This window comes from Pseudoxanthomonas sp. UTMC 1351, from assembly GCF_040948865.1.
Classification (GTDB): domain Bacteria; phylum Pseudomonadota; class Gammaproteobacteria; order Xanthomonadales; family Xanthomonadaceae; genus Pseudoxanthomonas_A.
The window spans coordinates 181,504-202,450 of the sequence record NZ_JAVGJT010000001.1; the positions used below are offsets into that span (position 1 = coordinate 181,504).

Annotated in this window: 18 protein-coding genes; 10 read left to right on the forward strand and 8 right to left on the reverse strand. The window is 61.0% G+C overall.

The features are described 5' to 3' along the window. The first annotated feature begins 97 nt into the window (after positions 1 to 97). The 3 genes from AB6O04_RS00775 to AB6O04_RS00785 all read left to right on the forward strand — a co-directional run bounded on the left by AB6O04_RS00775 (position 98) and on the right by AB6O04_RS00785 (position 3,059). A complete protein-coding gene (locus AB6O04_RS00775; protein WP_368561703.1) occupies positions 98 to 1,462 on the forward strand; it encodes an NTP/NDP exchange transporter in 1,365 nt (454 codons plus the stop codon). Further along, on the forward strand, positions 1,459 to 2,637 hold the full coding sequence (locus AB6O04_RS00780) for an NAD-dependent epimerase/dehydratase family protein (protein ID WP_368561704.1): 1,179 nt from the start codon (positions 1,459 to 1,461) through the stop codon (positions 2,635 to 2,637). The genes AB6O04_RS00775 and AB6O04_RS00780 overlap by 4 nt, the downstream gene beginning before the upstream one ends. Before the next feature lie 68 nt (positions 2,638 to 2,705). Continuing rightward, positions 2,706 to 3,059: a DUF1304 domain-containing protein gene (locus tag AB6O04_RS00785; RefSeq protein WP_368561705.1), complete on the forward strand. Its 354-nt coding sequence runs from the start codon at positions 2,706 to 2,708 to the stop codon at positions 3,057 to 3,059. Positions 3,060 to 3,166: 107 nt separating this feature from the next. Here AB6O04_RS00785 and AB6O04_RS00790 read toward each other — a convergent pair whose 3' ends face one another. The 4 genes from AB6O04_RS00790 to AB6O04_RS00805 all read right to left on the reverse strand — a co-directional run bounded on the left by AB6O04_RS00790 (position 3,167) and on the right by AB6O04_RS00805 (position 7,584). Then, positions 3,167 to 3,547 carry a hypothetical protein gene (locus tag AB6O04_RS00790; RefSeq protein ID WP_368561706.1) on the reverse strand — a complete coding sequence of 127 codons (381 nt, stop codon included), beginning with the start codon at positions 3,545 to 3,547 and terminating at the stop codon, positions 3,167 to 3,169. 23 nt (positions 3,548 to 3,570) lie between these two features. Next, positions 3,571 to 4,053 carry a hotdog fold domain-containing protein gene (locus AB6O04_RS00795; RefSeq protein WP_368561707.1) on the reverse strand — a complete coding sequence of 161 codons (483 nt, stop codon included), beginning with the start codon at positions 4,051 to 4,053 and terminating at the stop codon, positions 3,571 to 3,573. Positions 4,054 to 4,240: 187 nt separating this feature from the next. Next, the gene (locus AB6O04_RS00800) at positions 4,241 to 6,730 is read right to left on the reverse strand and encodes an acyl-CoA dehydrogenase (RefSeq protein ID WP_368561708.1); all 2,490 of its coding nucleotides are present in this window, start codon (positions 6,728 to 6,730) and stop codon (positions 4,241 to 4,243) included. Further along, positions 6,727 to 7,584 carry an alpha/beta fold hydrolase gene (locus AB6O04_RS00805; RefSeq protein WP_368561709.1) on the reverse strand — a complete coding sequence of 286 codons (858 nt, stop codon included), beginning with the start codon at positions 7,582 to 7,584 and terminating at the stop codon, positions 6,727 to 6,729. Before AB6O04_RS00805 ends, AB6O04_RS00800 begins: the two co-directional genes overlap by 4 nt. Before the next feature lie 263 nt (positions 7,585 to 7,847). On the opposite strand from AB6O04_RS00805, the gene AB6O04_RS00810 reads away from it, so the two are divergent. After that, positions 7,848 to 8,456, forward strand: a complete 609-nt coding sequence (locus AB6O04_RS00810; protein ID WP_368561710.1) for a TetR/AcrR family transcriptional regulator — start codon at positions 7,848 to 7,850, stop codon at positions 8,454 to 8,456. Positions 8,457 to 8,708: 252 nt separating this feature from the next. On the opposite strand, the gene AB6O04_RS00815 is transcribed toward AB6O04_RS00810, so the two are convergent. Both AB6O04_RS00815 and AB6O04_RS00820 read right to left on the reverse strand, forming a co-directional pair. Then, on the reverse strand, positions 8,709 to 9,530 hold the full coding sequence (locus AB6O04_RS00815; RefSeq protein WP_368561711.1) for a DUF2145 domain-containing protein: 822 nt from the start codon (positions 9,528 to 9,530) through the stop codon (positions 8,709 to 8,711). A gap of 5 nt (positions 9,531 to 9,535) precedes the next feature. Further along, the gene (locus tag AB6O04_RS00820) at positions 9,536 to 9,964 is read right to left on the reverse strand and encodes a hypothetical protein (protein ID WP_368561712.1); all 429 of its coding nucleotides are present in this window, start codon (positions 9,962 to 9,964) and stop codon (positions 9,536 to 9,538) included. A gap of 108 nt (positions 9,965 to 10,072) precedes the next feature. Between AB6O04_RS00820 and AB6O04_RS00825 the strand changes: the two genes are divergently transcribed. The 6 genes from AB6O04_RS00825 to AB6O04_RS00850 all read left to right on the forward strand — a co-directional run bounded on the left by AB6O04_RS00825 (position 10,073) and on the right by AB6O04_RS00850 (position 17,260). Further along, positions 10,073 to 10,813 (forward strand): helix-turn-helix domain-containing protein, encoded by a 741-nt coding sequence (locus AB6O04_RS00825; RefSeq protein ID WP_368561713.1) that lies wholly within the window; start codon positions 10,073 to 10,075, stop codon positions 10,811 to 10,813. Between the two features lie 165 nt (positions 10,814 to 10,978). Further along, positions 10,979 to 12,781 carry a phosphoenolpyruvate carboxykinase (GTP) gene (locus AB6O04_RS00830; protein WP_368561714.1) on the forward strand — a complete coding sequence of 601 codons (1,803 nt, stop codon included), beginning with the start codon at positions 10,979 to 10,981 and terminating at the stop codon, positions 12,779 to 12,781. Positions 12,782 to 13,087: 306 nt separating this feature from the next. Continuing rightward, complete coding sequence (locus tag AB6O04_RS00835) at positions 13,088 to 13,654, forward strand: RNA polymerase sigma factor (RefSeq protein ID WP_368561715.1); 567 nt, start codon at positions 13,088 to 13,090, stop codon at positions 13,652 to 13,654. After that, positions 13,651 to 14,121 (forward strand): hypothetical protein, encoded by a 471-nt coding sequence (locus AB6O04_RS00840; protein ID WP_368561716.1) that lies wholly within the window; start codon positions 13,651 to 13,653, stop codon positions 14,119 to 14,121. The genes AB6O04_RS00835 and AB6O04_RS00840 overlap by 4 nt, the downstream gene beginning before the upstream one ends. Positions 14,122 to 14,130: 9 nt before the next feature. Further along, the gene (locus tag AB6O04_RS00845) at positions 14,131 to 15,030 is read left to right on the forward strand and encodes a DUF4097 domain-containing protein (RefSeq protein ID WP_368561717.1); all 900 of its coding nucleotides are present in this window, start codon (positions 14,131 to 14,133) and stop codon (positions 15,028 to 15,030) included. Between the two features lie 409 nt (positions 15,031 to 15,439). Further along, the gene (locus tag AB6O04_RS00850) at positions 15,440 to 17,260 is read left to right on the forward strand and encodes a sulfotransferase (RefSeq protein WP_368561718.1); all 1,821 of its coding nucleotides are present in this window, start codon (positions 15,440 to 15,442) and stop codon (positions 17,258 to 17,260) included. On the opposite strand, the gene AB6O04_RS00855 is transcribed toward AB6O04_RS00850, so the two are convergent. Together AB6O04_RS00855 and AB6O04_RS00860 are read right to left on the reverse strand one after the other, a co-directional pair. Beyond that, a complete protein-coding gene (locus AB6O04_RS00855) occupies positions 17,245 to 17,832 on the reverse strand; it encodes a 2OG-Fe(II) oxygenase (protein WP_368561719.1) in 588 nt (195 codons plus the stop codon). The genes AB6O04_RS00850 and AB6O04_RS00855 overlap by 16 nt on opposite strands. 46 nt (positions 17,833 to 17,878) lie before the next feature. Next, positions 17,879 to 20,812: a TonB-dependent receptor gene (locus tag AB6O04_RS00860; RefSeq protein ID WP_368561720.1), complete on the reverse strand. Its 2,934-nt coding sequence runs from the start codon at positions 20,810 to 20,812 to the stop codon at positions 17,879 to 17,881. Positions 20,813 to 20,947: the final 135 nt, after the last annotated feature.

Here is a 20,947-nt window from a genome sequence, read left to right on the forward strand (position 1 = left end):
CCGCTGGCGATGTTGCAGTGCATCGTATACCTTGCGCGCGTGACGGGGCACCAAGGATGCTTGTGAATTACCGAGTCCAAACGGTCTGCGACTATCTATGAGTCACTCCAACCCGTTGTCAGGGTCCTTGGGCCGCTTCCGAGCGGCGCTGGCCGAATCGCCGCCGCTGCTGTGGGCTTTCCTCTATTTCTTCTGCTTGCTGAGCGGCTACTACGTGCTGCGGCCTGTGCGAGAAGCAATGGCCGCCTCCAGTGACGTCCAGGCAGTGTTTCCGCCTGCGATGATCGAGTTCTTCGCGACACGCGGCATGGCATTGAAGGACTTCACCCTGCAAGTGCTGTTTACCTGCACATTTCTGATCATGCTGCTGTTGCAACCGATATACGGCTGGGTCGTCAGCCGTTACCCGCGGCGGGTGTTCCTGCCGGGGGTATACGGATTCTTCATCGTCACGTTGTTGCTGTTCTACGCGCTTTTCCACATTGGCGCGCCCGGGCGAGGCATGGCCTTTTTTCTGTGGACCGCGGTCTTCAACCTGTTTGCCGTGGCGGTATTTTGGAGCTTCATGGCCGATATTTTCACTAACGTGGAGGCTCGCAAGTACTACGGCTATATCGGGGCTGCCGGCACGCTCGGAGCATTTTTAGGACCGATGCTGACGCGCGGCCTGGTCGGACAGATCGGCATCGCCAATCTGATGCTGGTGTCGGCCGGATTCCTGGCCGTGTGCTTGCTGTGCCTGCTGCGCCTGCGCCTATGGGCGGTCGCGCGCGAGCACGAGCGAAAGTTGGTGAGCGGGGAAGTGCCGATGGGTGGCGAAGTGCTCGCCGGGTTGAAACTGATCGTGCGCGAGCCGCTGTTGCGCTGGCTGGCGGTCATGGTGGTGCTGGGTGTGGGGGTAGGAACGTTGCTTTACAACGAGCAGGCCGCAATCGTCCGCCGCTTCTATACCGATCCTGCCGCCAGCACCGCCTACTACGCCACCCTGGATCTGGCGGTCAACGCGCTAACCCTGGTGGTGCAGCTATCGCTCACGCGCTTGCTGATGTCGCGCTATGGCATCGCTCCGGCGCTGTTGATTCCCGGGTGCGCGGTCATCCTGGGCTTTTCGCTACTCGCCGCCTCGCCGCTGCCGATGATGGTGGCGATCGTGCAGGTGATCACCCGCGCTAGCGAATTCTCGCTGGCGAAGCCGGCGCGGGAGACGATCTATACCCGGGTCGGCCGCGAATGGCGCTACAAGGCCGGTGCGGCGATCGACACGGTGATCTATCGCGGCGGTGACCTGAGCTTTGTCTGGCTGCACAAATTGCTTTCCGCGTTCGGCTCCAGCGTGGTCTTCGCGGCCGGCTTGCTGGCTGCTGCGGGTATGACTTTCGGCGCATGGCGGTTGTTACGGGAGGAGTCCAAGCTGCCCTCCGAACGCGCCGCAGCGGCGGCACCGACAGGAACGGACCCATGAAAGGTCGCAGAGAATTCCTCATCATCGCTTCCGCCGCCACCGCCTGGCTGGCGCTGCCCAACGCCATCCAGGCTGCTACCAGGAAAGCCGGCAAGCCGCTGAACATCCTGGTGATGGGCGGTACCGGTTTCCTGGGACCGCACTTCGTCGAAGCCGCTCGCGCCAAAGGCCACAAGCTGACGCTGTTCAATCGCGGCAAGAGCAATCCCACTCGTTTTAGTGGCGAAGAGTTCAAGGACATCGAGCAGCTGCATGGCGATCGTAAGACCGACCTGTCTGCACTGGAAGGCAAGCGACGCTGGGACGCAGTGCTGGATACGTCCGCTTATCTGCCAGGCGACGTGAAGCGTTCGGCGGAACTGCTGGCGCCGCGCGTGGGGCAGTACGTCATCATTTCCTCCATCTCGGTCTACGCCGACAACAGCAGGCCGGGCGCTGACGAAACCGCGGCGGTGGGCACCATTCCCGACCCGACGGTCACGGAAATCACAGGCGAGACTTATGGCCCTTTAAAGGCCTTATGCGAACAGGCGGCGGAGAAGGCGTTGCCTGGCCGTACCACGGTGGTCCGACCCGGATTGATCGTAGGTCCTGGCGATAGCACCGATCGGTTCACCTACTGGCCGGCGCGCGCCGCACGAGGCGGCGAGATACTGGCGCCTGGTTCATCCGAAGATCCCACGCAGGTGATCGACGTGCGCGATCTGGCGGCGTTCCTCGTGCATCTCATCGAAACCCGCAACTTCGATGTCTTCAATGCGGATGCTCCGGCCGGCACGCTGACCATGGGCGCCGTGCTGGCTGCCAGCCAGGCGGCCGCGGCAAGCGCGAACGGCATCCAATGCGTGCGTGCGCCTTGCGAGCAGCCGCCGGAAGCCACGTCTATCGCCACCTGGGTGCCGGCCGACTTTCTCGAAGAACATAAAGTCAGCGCTTGGCAGGACATACCGGCCTGGGTCCCCGCACGCGGCGAATACGCGGGCTTCGGCCAACGCAGCATCGCGCGTGCACAGGCGGCGGGATTGACCTATCGGCCATTGGAAACCACCGTGCGCGATACGTTGCAGTGGTGGCTGTCGCTGCCGGAAGAGCGCCGCGCCAAGCCGAAGGCCGGGATTTCCGCCGAACGCGAAGCGGAAGTATTGAAAGCCTGGCATGCGCGCGCGGCAAAGTAACGCCCGCAACGCTCACTGATTACGTCTTGCCGTTATGCTGTTGCCAAGCCGATGGCAGGGGAAGTTGAATGATGTGGCTTGCGCAGATTTTGGTTGGGCTGGTGGCTTTGCTGCACCTGTATTTCCTGGTGCTGGAAATGTTCCTGTGGACCAAACCACTGGGGCTGAAGACGTTCCGCAACACGCCGGAGAAGGCGGAGACCACTCGAGTTCTGGCGGCTAACCAAGGGTTGTACAACGGCTTTCTTGCCGCGGGCCTCATTTGGGGCCTGTGCACAGCACAGTGGAACGTCGTGCTGTTCTTCCTGGGTTGCGTCATCGTCGCTGGGCTCTATGGCGCCTATAGCGTCAACAAGCGGATTTTCTTTGTGCAGGGAATTCCGGCCATTGCGGCGATGACTGCCGTGCTCGCATCCATGTAGGAGCGCCGTCCCGGCGCGAGCTCTTCCTGCCAGATAACGAAAAATGCGAAAAGCTCGCGGCGGGACGCCGCTCCTACAAGATCACGGGCGGAAGAAGATAGTTGCTCCTACAAGGGCAACAATGGCAATGCGAACAGCGCCGCGCCAATCACGAACAGCACCGTCAGCACATGCACCATCGGCCGGTTGACGCGCAAAAAAACGAACTGCTCGATGGTTCGCCCTACCCAGAACAATGACATAAACACCAGCAGAGCACGTCCCAGCGGTGTTGTATGCAGCTCGCGGGTGAACAGGAAGCAAAGCGCTCCCACTCCCAGGAGCACATAGATCAGGCGCAAGTTGAGTATTTGAGTGATGGCGCGAGTAGCGAGGCCAACTTTTGCCAATTCGCGATCCCAGCGGAATAGTTTCCAGAAGCCCATATGGAACAGGGCGAAAGCGAAGCTATGCAGGCCGGCGAGCTGGATTGCTAGATCACGAGACATGGCCGTTCCCCTAAGTCGGATGCTCAATGAGGCGTGCGTGCTGGCTTTGGCGACACCCACATGCTGATACGGGCGCGAAACACCGCTTCGCCCTGTGGATTGGCAATGGATACGTCCATCGGTAACTCATAACCTTCGGCGGATTCGTGCGGCGTGAATGCCGGTGTGGCGACGGCGTGCATCGTGCCCACAGCTTTTTTCAGATATTCGACAGTCATCCCTCTTGGAATCCAGCGCATCGATTTAGGGATGCTGACATCCGTGGTCAACCCGCCAATGTATTCCGCCAGGTTGCACAGCGCGATGGCATGCACGGTGCCCAGGTGGTTGGTGACTTTGCGGCGATGAGTGATGCGAGCCTCGCCACGGTTGGGCTCCAGCACCAAGACACGTGGACCGATGCTTCCGAAATACGGCGCCTTGAAACAGATCAGCTTTGAGAACAGCCACTTTCCAAATGGTTTGCTGTCTAGCTTGCGGTAGATCTGCAGAACGTCGGCGCTCATTGGGAAGTCTCGGTTTCATCACAGCCGCTGAGGGAGGGAGAGCGTATGGAGCCGATATAGTTGCCGGCTCGCTAGGGTTGAGCGAGGAAGAGAAGGGCCAGCACTCGACATAATTTTTTGCCGAATGCTTGCCGGCTCCGGCTACCCCCTCCCAACCTCCCCCTGCTTCGCAAGGGGAGGGGCTGGATCACGCCGCAGCACGCGATTTGTCGTGCGGCTTGTGCTGGTCGTAATAGCTGGCCGCACGCAGTTCATGCGGATCGAAGTCGTCCACGGTGATGGTGTCCAGCGTCATCACGCGCAACTCTTCCAATTGCTTGCGTTCGTCGGCGGTGATCCAGCCCTCGCTTACGGCTTCTTCCAGCTGCGAAGTGAAGTCCAGCGCTTCGATGCCCTTGGTCTTCAGCGCCTTCAGGAACTTGCGCTCCACCGGTTCTGCCAACACCGCTTTGGCCAGGTAGCTGTCAATGCGGCCGGCCGGATTGTTCTCGCACGGCGTGGTGAACACGCCTTGGGCCAAGCGGTCGCGTGCTTCGTTCGGCGTCATCAACAGCGCCGCGGCGCGATGGCTCAGGCGGTCGCCGGGCGCTTCTGCGCGGCGGCCCCACGGGAAGATCAACGCCCACATCAGCCAGCCGACAGGACGGATGGGGAAGTTACGCAATGCCGCCGACAGCGCCAGTTCCATTTCGTGCACGCTGTTATGGAAGGCCCATGCCAGCAAGGTGCGATCGGCGACCGGCGCGCCCTCGTCCTGGTAACGCTTCAGCATGGCGCTGGTCATGTACAGATGGCTCAGCACGTCGCCCAGACGGCCGGACAGCGATTCCTTGAACTTCAACTTGCCGCCCAGCGTCAGCATCGATATATCGGCCATCAATGCCAGATTGGCGGAGTAGCGATCCAACTTGCGGAAGAAGCGGCGGGTGTACTCATCGCCCGGCGCACTGCCGAAGCGGGCAGCGGTCAGTCCGAACCAGAACGACCGCACTGCGTTCGAGATCGCGTAGCCGATGTGGCCGAACAGGTTGCGATCGAACTCATCGATGCCAGCGGCGACGTCGGGATTCTGCGCCGCTTTCATCTCCTTCAGTACCCACGGATGGCACAGGATGGCACCTTGTCCGAAGATCAGCAGGCTACGGGTCATGATGTTGGCGCCTTCCACCGTGATGGCGATCGGCGATGCCTGCCACGCGCGGCCCACAAAGTTGCGCGGCCCCAGGATGATGCCTTTGCCGCCCACCACGTCCATCACATCCTTCACGACTTCGCGGCTCATCGACGTGCAGTGGTACTTGGCGATGGCCGACGGCACCGCGGGCTTTTCGCCACGATCCACCGCGGCGGCCGTGGCCTGCGACAGTGCGCTGATCGCGTAAGCCTTGCCGGCAATGCGCGCCAGCGCCTCTTCAACGCCTTCGAAGCGACCTATCGACAGGCCGAACTGCTTGCGGATGCGCGCGTAGGCGCCTGTCACTACCGCGCCCAGCTTGGCGCCGCCGCTGGCGGTGGAGGGCAGGGTGATGGAGCGGCCGATCGACAAGCATTCGCTGAGCATGCGCCAGCCTTCACCGATGCCTTTTTCTTCGCCAATGATCTGCGACAGCGGCAGGAACACTTCCTGTCCGCGTACCGGCCCGTTTTGGAATGGCGAATTCAGCGGAAAATGACGGCGGCCGACCTCTACCCCGGGCGTTTCGCGCGGCATCAGCGCCAGCGTGATGCCCAGGTCGCGTTTGTCGCCCAGCAAGCCATCCGGATCGTACATGCGGAAGGCCAGGCCGATGATGCTGGCGACCGGCGCCAGGGTGATGTAGCGCTTGTCGAAGGTCAGTTTGATGCCAACGACTTTGGCGCCGTTCCAATCGCCTGCGCACACAATGCCGTAATCAGGAATCGACGTGGCATCGGAGCCGGCGAACGGTCCGGTCAAACCGAAGCAGGGCACTTCGCGGCCATCGGCCAGGCGCGGCAGGTAGTAATCTTTTTGCGGCTCGGTGCCGTAATGCATCAGCAGTTCGCCTGGGCCCAACGAGTTGGGTACGCCCACGGTGGAACTGACCACGCTGGACACCGACGCCAGCTTCTGGATGACCTTGTGGTGCGCCAGCGCGGAGAAGCCAAGACCACCATAGGACTTCGGAATGATCATGCCGAAGAACTTGTTCTTCTTGATGAACTCCCACATTTCCGGCGGCAGATCCGCATGGACGTGAGTGATTTCCCAATCGTTGGTCATCCGGCACAGTTCTTCCACCGGGCCATCCAGGAATGCCTGCTCTTCGGCCGTCAGTACCGGTTTGGGCTGCGAGAGCAGCTGGTTCCAATCCGGATCGCCGGAAAACAGTTCGCCTTCGAAACCTACCGAGCCCGATTCCAACGCAATGCGCTCGGTCTGCGACAACGGCGGCAGGATCTTCCGGTAGAAGCCCAGCAGCGGCGCGGTGATCAGCGGCTTGCGGATGGCCGGGATCAGCAGCGGTACCGCGATGGCAGCGACGATAATCGCAGCGATGATCGTGGCGGTCGGGTGGGCACCCAGCAGCCAGCAGGCCACCAGCAAAGTGGCGGTGATCGCCGCCCAGTACGCCAAGCGCAAGCGATGGTAAGCGGCGAAAGCGCCCGCCAGCAGGAAGGCGAGGAACGGGGCGGCAATGCTGAAAAGCGAACTCATGGGCTTGCTCCGGTAACGGATTCAGTGACGTCCTCGGCGACGTCGGATTCATTTGCGACGCTGGCGGTCCGCAGATCGGCCAGGTATTCCAGTACGGTGGCGCTGAAAGCATCGTTGTCGTCGCCAGCCACCATGTGTGTGGCTTCCGGCAAGTACGCGTGGCGCGCATGCGGCGCCAACGACTTGAATTCCTCGACGGTTTTTTCCGACACCAGGTCGCTGCGCCCGCCGCTGATCAGCAGTATGGGGCATTGGATGGCGCGCGCCGCGTCGGCGATAGCGTCCTGATGCTGTGCGCTATCGCGTGCCAGTTCATCGACCAGACGGGGATCCCAGTGCCAGCGCCAGCGGCCGTCTTCGCCTTCGCGCAACAGCTCGCGCAGGTCTTCGGGGGATTTGCGGGCGCGGCGATGCGGCAGGTACGCGGCGATCACGTCGCTGGCGTGATGCAGCGACTCGAAGCCGTCGGGAAAGGCGGTCATGAACCCGAGAATGCGCTGCATGCCGGCCTGTTCCCAGCGCGGGGTGATGTCCACCAACACCATGGCCCGGAACAGTCCTGGCCAACGTGCCTCGGCGATCAGTCCGAATAATCCGCCCATCGACGCACCGACCAACACGGGCGGTTGCGCCCGCTCCCCAGCGACGATGATCAGGTCGTCGGCGAACTGTTCCCCCGCGTAGGGCAAGTCGGCGGGATTGCGCTCCGAACCGCCATGGCCGCGGGCGTCATAGGCCAGGCCGGTATAGCCGTGGGCAGCCAGTTGATGGCCGGTGCGCGACCAAGCCCCGCGGGTCTGTCCGAAACCGTGCGCATAGACCAGGGCAGGGTCGGTCTGAAGCGCTGCAGCCATGGAAGGAAAGGTGCTGGTGGCCAGCGATATTCCGCCGGCGCCGGTAAGGCGCGACGTGGCGGCTTCGCCCGGTCCGGGGAACGGCTCGGCCGACGAATACGAAGTGGAGGACTGAGGCGTAACCATACGGTCTAGTATGGACCTCTGAATTTAGAGCAGTCAATCGGTTTCTCAACAACCGTGGCTGTACAAGCCTATGATTTTTATTAATTTTGTGTTGCGTTGCAGCAAACGTACCGCAACAAACCTCGGCGTATGGTTAAATGCCGAATATGACAACATCCGCTTCCGAATCCACTAGCGCCTCTCCTGCTCGCAGCTCCCGCTTGAGCGCCGAAGATTGGGCCCAGGCGGCGCTGGATCTGATTGCCGAGCAGGGCGTCTCGGCTGTCGCGGTGGAGCCGTTGGCGCGCCGGTTGGGCGTCACCAAGGGTAGTTTCTATTGGCATTTCCCCTCTCGCGATGCGCTGTTGCAAGCGGCGCTGGAACGCTGGGAAGTGGTCGAACAGGAAAGCGTGTTCGGCAATCTGGAAAAAGTGCCCGATCCGCGCGAGCGTCTGCGCGCGCTGTTCCAGTTGGTCGGTCACGAAGTCAAACCGCACATCATCTATAGCGAGCTGCTGAAAGCGCTGGATCATCCTGCGGTGCAGCCGGTGATCAATCGCGTATCGCAGCGGCGTCTTGAATATCTGGTTGCGTCCTTTCGGCAGGCGGGGCTAGGCCGAACCGATGCGCATCACCGCGCCCGTCTGACCTATGCCGCTTACGTGGGCTTTCTGCAACTGTCGCTACAGCTGCAACAGCCGCGAATGTCGCACGATGAGTTCGAGGCGTATCTGGAACACGTCATTTCGACGTTGATTCCGACCTAGCTTTATCGTAGAGCCGAGCTTGCTCGGCTGCTCTTCGTCTGATGTTAGAAGCAGCCGAGCAAGCTCGGCTCTACAAAGGCACGGATGAATTCCTTGTGGGAGCGACGTGAGTCGCGACGTTGATGTTTCCGGTCGCGACTCACCGGCGCCGGCATGCCGGCACCACTCCCACTAGGATGCTATGTCGACGCTGCCGTTACGACCGGTTGACAGTCAGCATAGGATCTCGGCTCTACATTAGAGGCATCGCACTCACGCAGGCCCAATCCGCACCTGCAACTCGCCATCACGCCATTCCCGCTGACGTTCGATATATCCGGCTTTATCCAGATAATGGAAGATCGAACGCACCGTGACTACCGGATAGTCGCCCGATAGCCGCGTCGCGACCGGATGGTCGGTAAATACGGTGTTCGCCGAAAAGAGTCCACCAAGAACGCGTTTTGAATACGGAATATGGATTATGTCCGGCACGAAGCCGTCGCTGCGGGCGAAGGTGTAAGCGGTGGCACGGTCGTAAAAATCGTGGCCTGCCAGTGCACTTGCCATCGTTTCAACGATCCAGGCGGTGGAGTTCTGGTAGTCGCGGCTGCCTGGGCGTGCGATCAGGTTGTAACGCGGATGGTGCAGGCTGTGACGCGGCATTTGCTTGATCCTTTCGGCGAGCCGCTTCGCCACATCGGGCTTGAACCAGACGATCCGCAGATCCTGGTTGACCAGATCATCGGAAAAGAAATTCACCAGGCCTTGTGCGTAAAGGCTGGAGCGGTCGCTACCGCATTCGTTCAATAGATGCACAACCGTCCAGCGTCCATGCGCGTGATCGCGCACAGCGAAGCCGGCGTGGCTGTAGACCAAGCCATGCTTGGACAGGTCGGTGCCGACACGGGCGATCAACGCCACCGGCGCGTCGGCTTTGTCCAGTGCCGCCACTGCCAACAATGCGGTCTGCGCCGCTGCCGCGACTTTGTGGGGAGCGACGTGTTGCTCAACGCAGGCGTCACCCGCATATGCATCGGCAACTGACAGCAGTTGCGATAACAGCAACACCAAGGCAATAAGCAAGTGTTTCATCGCGCTTAGTTGCCGTAACGGTGGCTGTGAATGTGCGGGCGCACGGCGTCATTGCCGATGAAGCACAACGCTTCCCCGGCGGCGCTCAATATCCACCCAGTGGCCACCGCGGTAACGCTGATCGCAGTGCCCGCCACGATTCCCAATCGATGAATCGCTTCCGTCGACAGATAGACCACGAATGACGCACCGACCGCCGCCACGGAAACAGTGACGGCTACGCTGCCACCCAACACCGCGACGCCCGAGACCACAGCCGCCGCGCCATGCGACAGCGCATGGGCAACGGCGATGGGTACTTCGACCGAAGCCGCCAAGCTGGCCTGCGACTGCCGGCTGGCGCCGTCGGACTGAGGCGCGGCTGCCGTCGGAAAGGCGAGACCTGCCGCGGCCCAGGTAAGTGCGGTCAGAAGCAGGGAGTTCGGGCTTGCCATAAGAGTGTCTCCATTGATGCCGGAGAGTGGGCACGCGCCGAGACAATGCTCAAGCATCATCGACAAGGTAAGCTCCCGCGGAACGAAAGGTATAGGAATCCGCTACTCATGGCTGTCTCTTTCGACTTGATTGACGCACTGAAGCGCTGTCTGCGCGCTCAGGGAATGACGTACCGCGATTTGGCGGCGCGGGTGAAGCTCAGTGAGGCCGCAGTGAAGCGGATGTTCTCGCGGCGGGCGATGAGCCTGCTCCGGTTGGAACAGATCTGCGACGTGCTGGACGTAGGCCTGGCCGAATTGAGTGCTGAAGCGGCACGTGGACGCACAGCCATGGCGCGCCTGAGCGAGGCGCAGGAGCAAGCGCTGGTCAGCGAGCCTGCACTGTTGCTGGCGCTGTTCCTGACCCTCAATCGCTGGCGCCAGGACGACGTGCTGGCGCACTTCGGCTTCACCCAAGCGCAATGGACGGGGCTGCTGGTGAAGCTGGATCGATTGGGCATCATCGAACTGATGCCCGGGAACCGCGGGCGCGCTTTGACCGCGCGCAATTTCCGTTGGCGTGCGGACGGCCCCATGGAACGCTATTTCCGGCATACATTGCTGGGCGATTATTTCGCCGATCCCTTCGACGGCGAGCAGGATGCGCTGCTGTTGCTTAGCGGCAGTCTGAGCATCGATGGCATCAAGCAGTTGCGGCAGCGGCTTGAAGAAGTGGCGCGCGAGTTCGATGCGCTGCTGGCGCGTGACGCCACCTTGTCGCCGCAGGAACGGGTGGGCGTCAGTCTGGTGCTGGCGCAGAAGCCCTGGCTGCTGCAGTTGTTCCACCCCTATCGGCGGTCGCAAGCCTAGCGCTGCACCGTTCTTCGCCGTTGAGCACGGACAGGCTGGGCCGTCCACGCCGCCCGGCGGGTGTTTGCTTGCCCTGAATGTCGGCGCGCCGGCTATTCATGATTGTTCTCGCATGTTGACCCAGGACATTGGTATCATTTTGGTCTGACTTATTGAGGGCAAGGCATGAACGCAGCGGTCGACCATTTCAGGACGAAGGATTCCCCCGGCAGCGAATTGGAGACACTCAATGCCTGGGTTGATGAAGTCGCCGCCCTCACTCAGCCCGATCATGTTCACTGGTGCGACGGCAGCGATGCCGAATACGCCGCCTTGCTGGCGCTGATGCAATCTGACGGCACTCTGCTGCCGCTCAACCCGCAAACCAATCCCAATAGCTGGCTGCACCGCTCTAGCCCCAACGACGTTGCGCGCGTAGAGCACCTGACCTTCGTCTGCACGCCGCAGCAGGAAGACGCCGGCCCCAACAATCATTGGATGGCGCCCGCCGAGGCGCACGCCAAGATGGACGCCTTGTTCGCGGGGTGCATGCGTGGCCGTACGCTTTATGTGGTGCCTTACTGCATGGGGCCGATCGGTTCGCCACTGGCGCGCTGCGGCATCGAAATCACCGACTCGCCTTACGTTGTCGCCAACATGCGCATCATGACGCGCATGGGGAGCGAAGCGCTTGCACGTATAGAGCGGGAAGGCCGGTCGGGCGGCGCGTTCGTCAAAGGGCTGCACTCCATCGGGGAGCTCGATCCAGACCGCCGCTTCATCATGCATTTTCCCGAAGAGCTGGCGATCAAGAGCTACGGCTCCGGCTACGGTGGCAATGCGTTGCTCGGCAAGAAGTGTCACGCGTTGCGCATCGCGTCGTATCAGGCGCGCCGCGAGGGCTGGTTGGCCGAGCACATGCTGATCCTGGGCATCGAGAATCCGCAGGGCGACACTCACTACATCGCCGCGGCGTTCCCGTCCGCGTGCGGCAAGACCAACCTCGCCATGCTGATTCCACCGGAAGGCTATCGCCAGGACGGCTGGAAGATATGGACCATCGGCGACGACATCTGCTGGATGCGTCCGGGCAGCGACGGGCGGTTGTACGCCATCAATCCGGAAGCCGGTTTCTTCGGCGTGGCGCCGGGCACTTCGGAAAGCTCCAATCCCAATGCGTTGGCGACATTGGCGCACGATGCCATCTTCACCAATGTCGCTCTGACCGACGATCAGCAGCCGTGGTGGGAAGGCTTGGACTCCCGAACGCCCGCCACCGACTGGCAGGGCCGCCCGTACGATCCCGCCAATGGCCCGGCCGCGCATCCCAATTCCCGCTTCACCGTGTCAGCCAAGCAATGTCCCAGCTATTCGTCGCGCGCCGAAGATGCGCAAGGCGTGCCGATTTCCGCCATCGTGTTCGGCGGTCGTCGCGCATCGCTGGTGCCGCTGGTTTTCGAAGCACGCGACTGGACGCATGGCGTGTTGGTCGGTGCGGCCATGGGCTCGGAGACCACGGCGGCAGCCACCGGTGCGGTCGGGGTGATGCGTCGCGATCCGATGGCGATGAAGCCTTTCTGTGGCTACAACTTCGCCGACTATTTTGCGCATTGGCTGTCTTTCGACCAGCCTGGCGCGCGGCTGCCGAAGATCTTCCACGTCAATTGGTTCCGCAAGGGCGAGGATGGCAAGTTCCTATGGCCGGGCTTTGGCGACAATCTGCGCGTGCTGGAGTGGATGGTGGGCCGAGTGACCGGCCAGGCCGAAGCGCTGGAAACCCCTATCGGCTATCTGCCCGGCAGCAACAGTCTGAATCTGGACGGCGTCACTTTGTCCGCAGAGGCGCAAGCCAAGCTCTTCGATTTTGATCGGGCAGGGTGGCAGGCGGAAGTCGCCAGCATTGGCGGGTTTCTCAGCGAGTTCGGCGAGCGTACTCCGCAAGCGCTGAAGGATGAGCAGCAGCGTATCGCGGCCTTGCTGGGGGGCTGAAAAGCTCTCCGGTAAACCTGATTAGTGTCGAATCTCAGCTCCTCTCCCTCCGGGAGAAGGTGCCGGGAGAGCCTGCCCCGTACCTTGATACGGGGGCGGATGAGGGAAGGGCAGTGACTCGCTAGCCAACGCCGCGACAAACGGATACTTGATGCCCTCATCCGTCGCTGCGCGCCACCCCGCCTTCGCGGGGGCAGGCTCTTCTCCCGGAGGGAGAAGAAAAACCTCCGCCTCCGCAGCGCTTTAAACCCAGGTGCGCCCAACCGCATCCAAGTCGTTATGCTGAACTCAGCCGTGAGCGACTTCATGACCGCTACGACCACCGACGAGGTGGCCGCCGAAACCGATGCCGTGCTGGTGCGTTCAGCGGCGGGCGGTGACATGCAGGCCTTCGAAGCCTTGTACCGCCGCTATGCCGGCCGCGTGCACGGCGTGATCATGCGGCTGGTCGGCGGACAAGGCGTGCGTGCCGAGGATCTGACCCAGGAAGCCTTCGTGCGCGCCTGGCAGGCGCTGCCCAAGTTCCGGTTCGAGAGCGCCTTCTCCACTTGGCTGCACCGGCTGGCCGTTAACACCGCTCTGATGGAGCTTCGCAGTCGCCGTGCGCAGCCGCGTTTCGACGACGATGAAGACGCGCTGGAGGATCTGGGCATGCTGGATTCCGCGGGCCAGGGCACAGCGCTTTCCATGGATTTGGAGCGGGCGGTCGCCACGCTGCCGCCGCGCGCCCGCGCCGTGCTGGTGCTTTATGACGTGGAAGGTTGGAAGCATGAAGAGATCGCCGCCGAGTTGGGCATGGCGGTCGGTAGTTCAAAAGCCCAGTTACACCGCGCGCGCCATCTGTTGCGCGGCCGGTTAGGAGTAGAAGCATGAGCACACAAGACGATTCCCTGCGCTGGCGATTGCGGGGCCTGCGTCAGGACAACCCGCCCCAACGCGATTTATGGCCTGGCATCGCCGAACGCATCGCGGTGACGCCACAGGTGTCGGAGCCTACGCGGCCGCTCCATGTCCGGCGGCTGGCGCCGTGGGCCGTGGCTGCCTCGGTGCTGCTCGCAGTCGGACTGGTTTGGCAGCACCAGGCACCTCCAGAACCCGAGGCATCGCTATTTCAGCGCGAAGCTACGGCTCTTACCCGTGAATACCAAGGAGCGCTGATCCAGTTCAGCAGTACGGAAGCGCCTCCCGAATTGGCGGCGGCGCTGGATGCGCTGGACCGCAGCGCGGCTCAGATCCGCACTGCCATCGACACCGATCCCAACGCACGCTTCCTGTTGGATCAGCTGCGTCGCACCTATGCAAGACGCTTGGCATTGAGCCAACGCGCCGCCATGACTTGAGGAGTTTCCATGTCCCACATCTTCTTCCGCTCATTGAGTCTCCCGCTACTGTTGCTGGCAGCGGCAGCGTTCGCTCAGACACCGATCGACGAGACCCGCCCGTTGGACGCGCGCGGCCGCATCGATATCGGCAACGTAAAAGGCCGGATCGAAGTACGCGCCTGGGATCGCGATGAAGTGAAGATATCCGGCACGCTGGGCGAAGGCGTGGAAAAACTGGTTATCGAAGGCAACCGCCAGCATTTGGTCGTGGAAGTGCGCTATCCAAAGGGCGGTTGGGGCAACCGAGACAAGTCGGGCCCCACCGAGATGCTGTTGAACGTGCCCCGCCGTGCCGACCTGAAAATAGAATCTGTTTCCGCTAATGTCCACGTCACCGGCGTTGCCTCGTCGGTGCTGTCGATCAATGCGGTCAGCGGAGACGTGATGGTCGCGGCTGCGCCCGCAAAAGCCAGCATCGACGCGGTCAGCGGCGACCTGGCTCTCACCCTCAATAGTGGCGATGTCGACGTGCAATCCGTCAGCGGCGATATGGTGCTGCGCGGCCGCTTGAACGGCGATATCGACGCGGAAACCGTCTCCGGCAATATCGAAATCGACGTCGTCGGCGAACGTATCCGCGAGTTAAAGGCGAATACCGTTAGTGGTGACGTGAATGTTCGTACCGCGTTGGCGCCCAAAGGCGAGATCAAGCTGGAATCCGTCAGTGGCGACCTGCTGCTGCGTCTGCCCAAGGACGTATCGGCCCAGGCGCGCGGCGAGAGTTTCAGCGGCGATTTGAAGGCCACTGGCGTGACGGTGGAAAAACGCCAAGGCCCTGGTTCCAGCTTCTCCACCCGCTACGGCGACGGATCAGGCGACATCGGCCTGCAGGCGTTTTCGGGTAGTGCGGAGATCAGGCTGGAATGACGTTACCCGATATTGGTGCCGATACCGCTTTTGGCAGCCCCGGCTACCGTCCGGGGCGAACGCCGCGAAATTGAGCGCAAGCACTGTCAATGGCGATGCCGGCATTGCTACCGCTCATGGCGCCAAAGGAAAATCAAGACGGTATTGACCGGCAGCGACCTGACCTGATGTCTGCCCATTTTCCGAACCCGACGGTGACGACGACCTCAGCGTATATCGATCTCAAGGAATGAAGTGGTGAGAATGGAGTAAGCATCTCTGCCGACCGCTGCCGTATTATCCGGCCTGGTGATGCGGATAGCGGCATAGTCCGCGCACCGGGTAGAGCAGTGCTCGATGGACTGCCGGGCGGTAGAGCACGGCTCGGTAAGGATGAAGGATGCCCATGCGGGACACCGGGAGTGAGGGCATGGAAATCGGAATAGTAGAGGCGCTGTTTCACGAGGGGCGATACGATCAAGTTGAAACGCTGGCGCGCGAAACGCTAGTGAGTGTGCAGAATGCGCAGATCGAAGCGCAGTGGCTGAACCTGCTTGCCTTTAGCCTTGCGGCACAGGCGCGTCCACAGGAGGCGCGGGAGATATTCGCAAGGCTTGCCCGTGTACAGCCCCACGAGCCGGCACATCTGCTCAATCTTGGCAATGCCTGTCTTGAAGCAGGGGACCCGCACGCCGCCGTCGAGGCATTCGAAAAGGCCCGCTCAAAGGGCGCAGAAGGGGTGGTTCGCTTGCTTGGGCATGGCTTGGCGCTGCTCGCCTGCGCGAAGTTCGAGCAGGCGCGGAAATTGCTTGCAGACGCCCATGCGCTGGAACCCGATGCCGTGGATGTGCGTCTGGCATACGCGCAGTGTCTGGCCGAACTGGAATACTTCGACCGCATAGAAGGGCTTGTCGGATCGTTGGAAGATGAGGTGCTGACACGGGAGCAGCGGCGCGTGCATGCATGGTTGCTGGCACAGGCAGGCATCGACGAGCGGGCGGTGGCCGCGTACCAGCGACTGCTTGCGGAGGATTCTGAGGATGTGGAGTCACGGATCAAGTTGGCATTGTTGCTTGAGCGGCTGAATCGCCTTGACCAGACCGACGCACTGTTGCGCCACGGATCGGTCGCACAGGCGCCTATGGACGCAATGAAGGCATTGGCGCTGGGAAGGCTGCGACGGAGATCGGGGGACCCTGCAGGTGCCGCCATGGTGCTGGAGCAGGCCCGCACGCTCGCGTCGCCTGGCGCCATGATGGCGCAACTCCACTTTGAGTTAGCCAAGTGCCATGAAGGTACGAACCAGCCTGAGGCTTGCATGGCGGCGCTGGCTGTTGCACACGAGCAGGCGGAAGTGGCGTTTGGACAGCGCTTCCCACATGTATCGCGCCGTGATGTTCTAGGATGGCTAAACGAGCGGATCGATCAGGACGCGCCTGCGACTTGGCAGTCGCCCATTGAGGATGGCGCTGCACAGGATCCAGTTTTCCTGGTGGGATTCCCGCGCTCTGGTACCACTTTGCTTGAGCGCGTACTCGCTGCGCACCCGGCTTTGGATGTATTAGACGAACGACCAGCACTGGAGGCCGTGATTGCTGGGCTCCAGCGGTTGCCAGGCTGGCACGGCCAGAGTCTGGCTGATGCATTGGACGGCCTCGATCCAGTAATGCTCCAGACTGCCAGGCGCACCTACTGGCGGGAAGCGAAGCGACATGTGGTGCCGCATGGAAGATTGGTGGACAAGTATCCACTCTATCTAACGCGAGTGCCTTACGTGGCCCGGCTATTTCCCAGAAGCGATTGGCTGCTGCTGTTACGCCATCCCTGTGATTGCGTACTCAGTTGCCATATGCAGGCATTTGGAATGAATGGCGGGGCGCTTGTTTTTCGATCCCTTGAAACAACTGCCGAGGCATATGCGGCGGTAATGGAGCATTGGGAATCGCAGATATCGAAAATGCGCATGCCGGTCCATGTGCTGCGCTATGAGGACTTGGTGATGGATTTCCACGGTCAGTTGGACTGCATGATGGCCTTTTTGTCACTTGCGCGGACAGCTGCGCAGGATGACTTCAGCGTACAGGCGGCCCGCCGTGATCGACGGATCAATACGCCCAGTTATTCGCAGGTGATCCAGCCCGTCAACTCGTCGGCCGTCGGCCGCTGGCAACGCTACCGCCGTCATTTCGGCCAAAATACGCTCGACCTGCTGCGTCCCTGGGTGGCGCGCTACGGCTACAGCTTGGAGTGATGCTGCGGAAAGCGCAGATAGGTGGACAAGATGTATTTGTCCTGGCTCGGAGAAGGCAGGCCCTGGTGTGCGTACATCCAATATGGCGGAAACATCAGCAATCGCCCGATACGCGGCGACACGCCCATGTCCAGTCCGGGGAACCGAGTTTCGCCGCCATCTTCCACGTCATTAAGATACCAGAGGAACACCAGGTACCGGTCGCAAACTTCGTTTATCGCATCGAAATGGGTCTGGAACTTCTCATCGCTGCCCGCGCTGTAGCGTTTAAGGATCAGCGGACTCAATAGCGGGCTGTCGGGTATAGGAATTGGTAGACCCACATCCTGGTTGTAGCGTTTCAGTTGCCCACTGATCTGCGCTCGGAAAAAAGCCAGGAACGCGTTGTCGGACAGCCGGCTGACGTCCAGTTCGGTCCAGGCACTGTTCTCCAACCCCGGTCGCACGCCGCGGCCATTGCGTACCTGGAAGCGTGCCAGCGTATTAAAAGAATCAATCAGCCGGCGGCACAGGTCCGCCGGCAGATTGTTGTCGTAGCAGCGGACAAAATGCCGAAGCGTGTCGCTGGGCATAACCGCTGCGGCATCTGCCGCAGCGGCCGCCTGCTTCACCAACCCATCAGAAACGGGCTGTCCAGCGCATCCAGTAGAACCGGCCGATGGCATCGTAGGTCCGCATGTCGGTGGAGGCATTGAAGCCAGAATAGACCAAAGGCGGCTGACGGTCGGTGAGGTTCCGCACGCCGATCTGAATCGAACTGTTGTTCAGACCTTCGAACCGATAGCCGATTTGGAAGTCGGTTTGAGTGAACGACGGTACACGGCGTTTGGCTACATAGCCCGGTTCGCTTACATCGGCCACGTCTGGCGACTCATAGACGTGGTGCACATAGCGGGTAGTCAAGCTTGCGCTAACGTTGCCGAGTGTCCAGCTGATGTCGTTAAGCGCACGCCAGCGGGCCAAGTTGCCGAAGCCGGATGAGGTCGAGTCGACGAAGGTTCCCGCCAGCCCTGTGCTCTGTGGAATGCCTGGGAAGGCACCTACGTCACTGCTTGGGTCGTTGGCCAGCAACCGCACGTCGTACTCAGCGAGATAGGTGCTGTCCAGGTTCCAGCGGAACTTGCCCCACGAGCTTTCCGGAAATAGGTAGCGGAAGCCAATGTCGACGCCACTGGTCTTCATCGTACCGAAGTTGCCGATGACGTTGGTCATCTGCGCGACATCGCCACTGTCGTCACGGATGAAGGTATCGCAGAACCGGCCGAAGTTGAAACATTGGTTCAGCATTACGTTCTCAGGCAAGTTGGTGATGAAGTCATCCAGCTTCACCCGCCAATAGTCGACCGTCACGCTGAAGCCTTCCAGGTAACTCGGGCTGTAGACGAAGCCGTATGTCAGCACGTCGCCTTGCTCAGCTTCCAAATTGGGGTTGGCAACTTGGAAAGAAGTGACCTGGTTGTTGCTCTGGCGGAAGGAGCCATCGGTGGGTACACCGGCACAAGCACGTGGGTCGGCTGTGGTTTGACCGACGTAACCATTGCAAGGATCGGTGTAGGTGTTTGCGCTGGGGACGGTAGGCGCAAACAGATCGCCAATGGTCGGAGCGCGGAAAACATCGGCATAGGTGGCGCGTATCAACAGGTCGGAGATAGGCTTCCATTCAATACCGATTTTGGAGTTGGTGGTGCCACCGAAGTTGGAATAGTCCGAATAGCGAGTGCCTAGCGATATGTTCAACTTCTCGGCGAACGGCATGTCGGAGAGCACTGGGATCAGCGCCTCGGCATAGATTTCGTTGACGTCGAACGAGCCGTTGATGTCACCGAAGGTGCAGGCTTCCTGAGTGATCTTACAGACGGTTTCGCCAGGCGCGATGATGGTCAGGAAGTCACTGGAAGAACTAGCCGATTCCTCTCGTCTTTCCACGCCGACGGCCAGCGACGCCATGCCGGCCGGAAGTTCGAACAAATCGCCGGTGACGTTCGCGCTGAAGACTTTCAGCACGTTCTCGTTCGTGTTGTGGATAGTCGGATTGATCAGATCCAGTGCTGCCAGCTGCGCCTGACCCCCTGGCGTATTCGGGTCTGGTGCGGGACCCATAAAGTTGACAGGCAGACATCCGGGTATTGCAGTCGTTGGATCTCCGGGGGTGCCGACACAGATCGGATTGCCCGTTGCCGGGTCGATCATGGACGGACCCAGTGCCTGCGTTAACGCGGGGCTGTACAGGTAACCACGGACGGTTGAGGATTGGGGTGTGCGGCCGTATCCATACGATGCGTCCCACGTCCAGCTACTGTCACCGAATGCACCGCGAAGACCGGCTGTGATCTGGTACGTTTCGGTTTCGAAACGAGTGGTGCGCGTTGGGATGAAGTCACGCAGGCGGAGACGGGCGTCGGTGATGTCCACACCGAACGGGTTGTAGATGCTGTCCGCGCTGATCGGCACATTGTCAACCGCGGCACGGCCATCGAACGGTAGTGGCGCAATAAAGAACGAGGAATCAGTGCGCAACCACGAACCGAGCAGGAACGCCTCGACGTTGTCCGATATCTGGTAGTTGCCGCTCAAGAACAGTGCGGTGCGCTCTTGTGGTGTCAGATTGAGGTTGCCGTCGGCCTGGAAGTTATAGACATCAGTCGAAGGATTGAAGCAGCGGAAGTTCGATTGTGAAGAGCCGGGGGTACCTTCGATGCGGGTCAGCACCACGTTGGCGCCGGCTCCACAATTAGGATCGGTGAGGTCCACACCCGTAGCGGCGGAGCGCGGCACGACATAACGGCCGGTCAGTATGCGGCTGGTACCGCCAATGCCATGCTCACCAGCATACAGTTGGTAGGGCTGGCTGGAATAACTGCGATCAGCAGCGCTAACGGAATCTTCCTTGTCGTAGCTGGCACCCAGCATCAGATTGCCGCGCTCGCCGGTCATACCAAAGATCGCGTCGTAGCGTTCTGTATCGGCGTCACCACGCGAGGACACACCATAGAACGCGCTGGCTTCCAATCCGTCAAAATTCTTGCGGAGGATGAAGTTGACTACGCCGCCGATGGCATCCGACCCGTAAATTGCCGAAGCGCCGTCCTTCAGGATTTCAACACGTTCGATCAATCCCATCGGGATCGAGTTGATGTCGACAGCACCATTGGCGTTGGAAACAGTACCGATCCAGCGCTTGCCATCCACTAGGACCAGCGTGCGGTTCACGCCTAGGCCGCGCAAGTCCACGGTGGCCGCGCCCGCGCCGCCGCCGTTGTTCACCTGTGGGTTGGTAGCAGCGCCCGAGATGGCAGGGCTGCGCTGCAGGAATTCGCCTACGGTTGCAGCACCGGAATTCTCGATAGTCTGGCGTTCAATCGTGAATACCGGGCTGGAGGTTTCCAAGTCAGCTCGTTTAATGCGCGAACCGGTAACCTCAATAGTGTCCAGGGTCGTTGCTTCGTCGCTGGTTTCCTGCGCGGCTACGGTGGCCGTACCCGCGATACTGATCATGCCTATGGTAAGAGCGAAGCCAATGGCCTCGCATAACTTGGTGGCTTTGCAGTTCATTCTCTCTCTCCAAATGAGTCTGGTTAAGCGCTGAGGAACCCGTTGGCTGCCAAAGAACAGCCACAAAAACGGGGGTGGCCCGATCATAGACGCGCTCGCAGAAGAATTAAAGTGTCGTTAAGTCCTCAGCGGAAC

Bases quoted from the DNA above. Each gene is read 5' to 3' on its own strand.
- AB6O04_RS00855 (WP_368561719.1), bottom strand. From the start codon at position 17,832: ATGCCCAGCGACACGCTTCGGCATTTTGTCCGCTGCTACGACAACAAT.
- AB6O04_RS00860 (WP_368561720.1), bottom strand. From the start codon at position 20,812: ATGAACTGCAAAGCCACCAAGTTATGCGAGGCCATTGGCTTCGCTCTT.
- AB6O04_RS00825 (WP_368561713.1), top strand. From the start codon at position 10,073: ATGGCTGTCTCTTTCGACTTGATTGACGCACTGAAGCGCTGTCTGCGC.
- AB6O04_RS00815 (WP_368561711.1), bottom strand. From the start codon at position 9,530: ATGAAACACTTGCTTATTGCCTTGGTGTTGCTGTTATCGCAACTGCTG.
- AB6O04_RS00775 (WP_368561703.1), top strand. From the start codon at position 98: ATGAGTCACTCCAACCCGTTGTCAGGGTCCTTGGGCCGCTTCCGAGCG.
- AB6O04_RS00835 (WP_368561715.1), top strand. From the start codon at position 13,088: ATGACCGCTACGACCACCGACGAGGTGGCCGCCGAAACCGATGCCGTG.
- AB6O04_RS00830 (WP_368561714.1), top strand. From the start codon at position 10,979: ATGAACGCAGCGGTCGACCATTTCAGGACGAAGGATTCCCCCGGCAGC.
- AB6O04_RS00810 (WP_368561710.1), top strand. From the start codon at position 7,848: ATGCCGAATATGACAACATCCGCTTCCGAATCCACTAGCGCCTCTCCT.
- AB6O04_RS00790 (WP_368561706.1), bottom strand. From the start codon at position 3,547: ATGTCTCGTGATCTAGCAATCCAGCTCGCCGGCCTGCATAGCTTCGCT.
- AB6O04_RS00795 (WP_368561707.1), bottom strand. From the start codon at position 4,053: ATGAGCGCCGACGTTCTGCAGATCTACCGCAAGCTAGACAGCAAACCA.
- AB6O04_RS00800 (WP_368561708.1), bottom strand. From the start codon at position 6,730: ATGAGTTCGCTTTTCAGCATTGCCGCCCCGTTCCTCGCCTTCCTGCTG.
- AB6O04_RS00820 (WP_368561712.1), bottom strand. From the start codon at position 9,964: ATGGCAAGCCCGAACTCCCTGCTTCTGACCGCACTTACCTGGGCCGCG.
- AB6O04_RS00805 (WP_368561709.1), bottom strand. From the start codon at position 7,584: ATGGCTGCAGCGCTTCAGACCGACCCTGCCCTGGTCTATGCGCACGGT.
- AB6O04_RS00840 (WP_368561716.1), top strand. From the start codon at position 13,651: ATGAGCACACAAGACGATTCCCTGCGCTGGCGATTGCGGGGCCTGCGT.
- AB6O04_RS00780 (WP_368561704.1), top strand. From the start codon at position 1,459: ATGAAAGGTCGCAGAGAATTCCTCATCATCGCTTCCGCCGCCACCGCC.
- AB6O04_RS00845 (WP_368561717.1), top strand. From the start codon at position 14,131: ATGTCCCACATCTTCTTCCGCTCATTGAGTCTCCCGCTACTGTTGCTG.
- AB6O04_RS00785 (WP_368561705.1), top strand. From the start codon at position 2,706: ATGATGTGGCTTGCGCAGATTTTGGTTGGGCTGGTGGCTTTGCTGCAC.
- AB6O04_RS00850 (WP_368561718.1), top strand. From the start codon at position 15,440: ATGGAAATCGGAATAGTAGAGGCGCTGTTTCACGAGGGGCGATACGAT.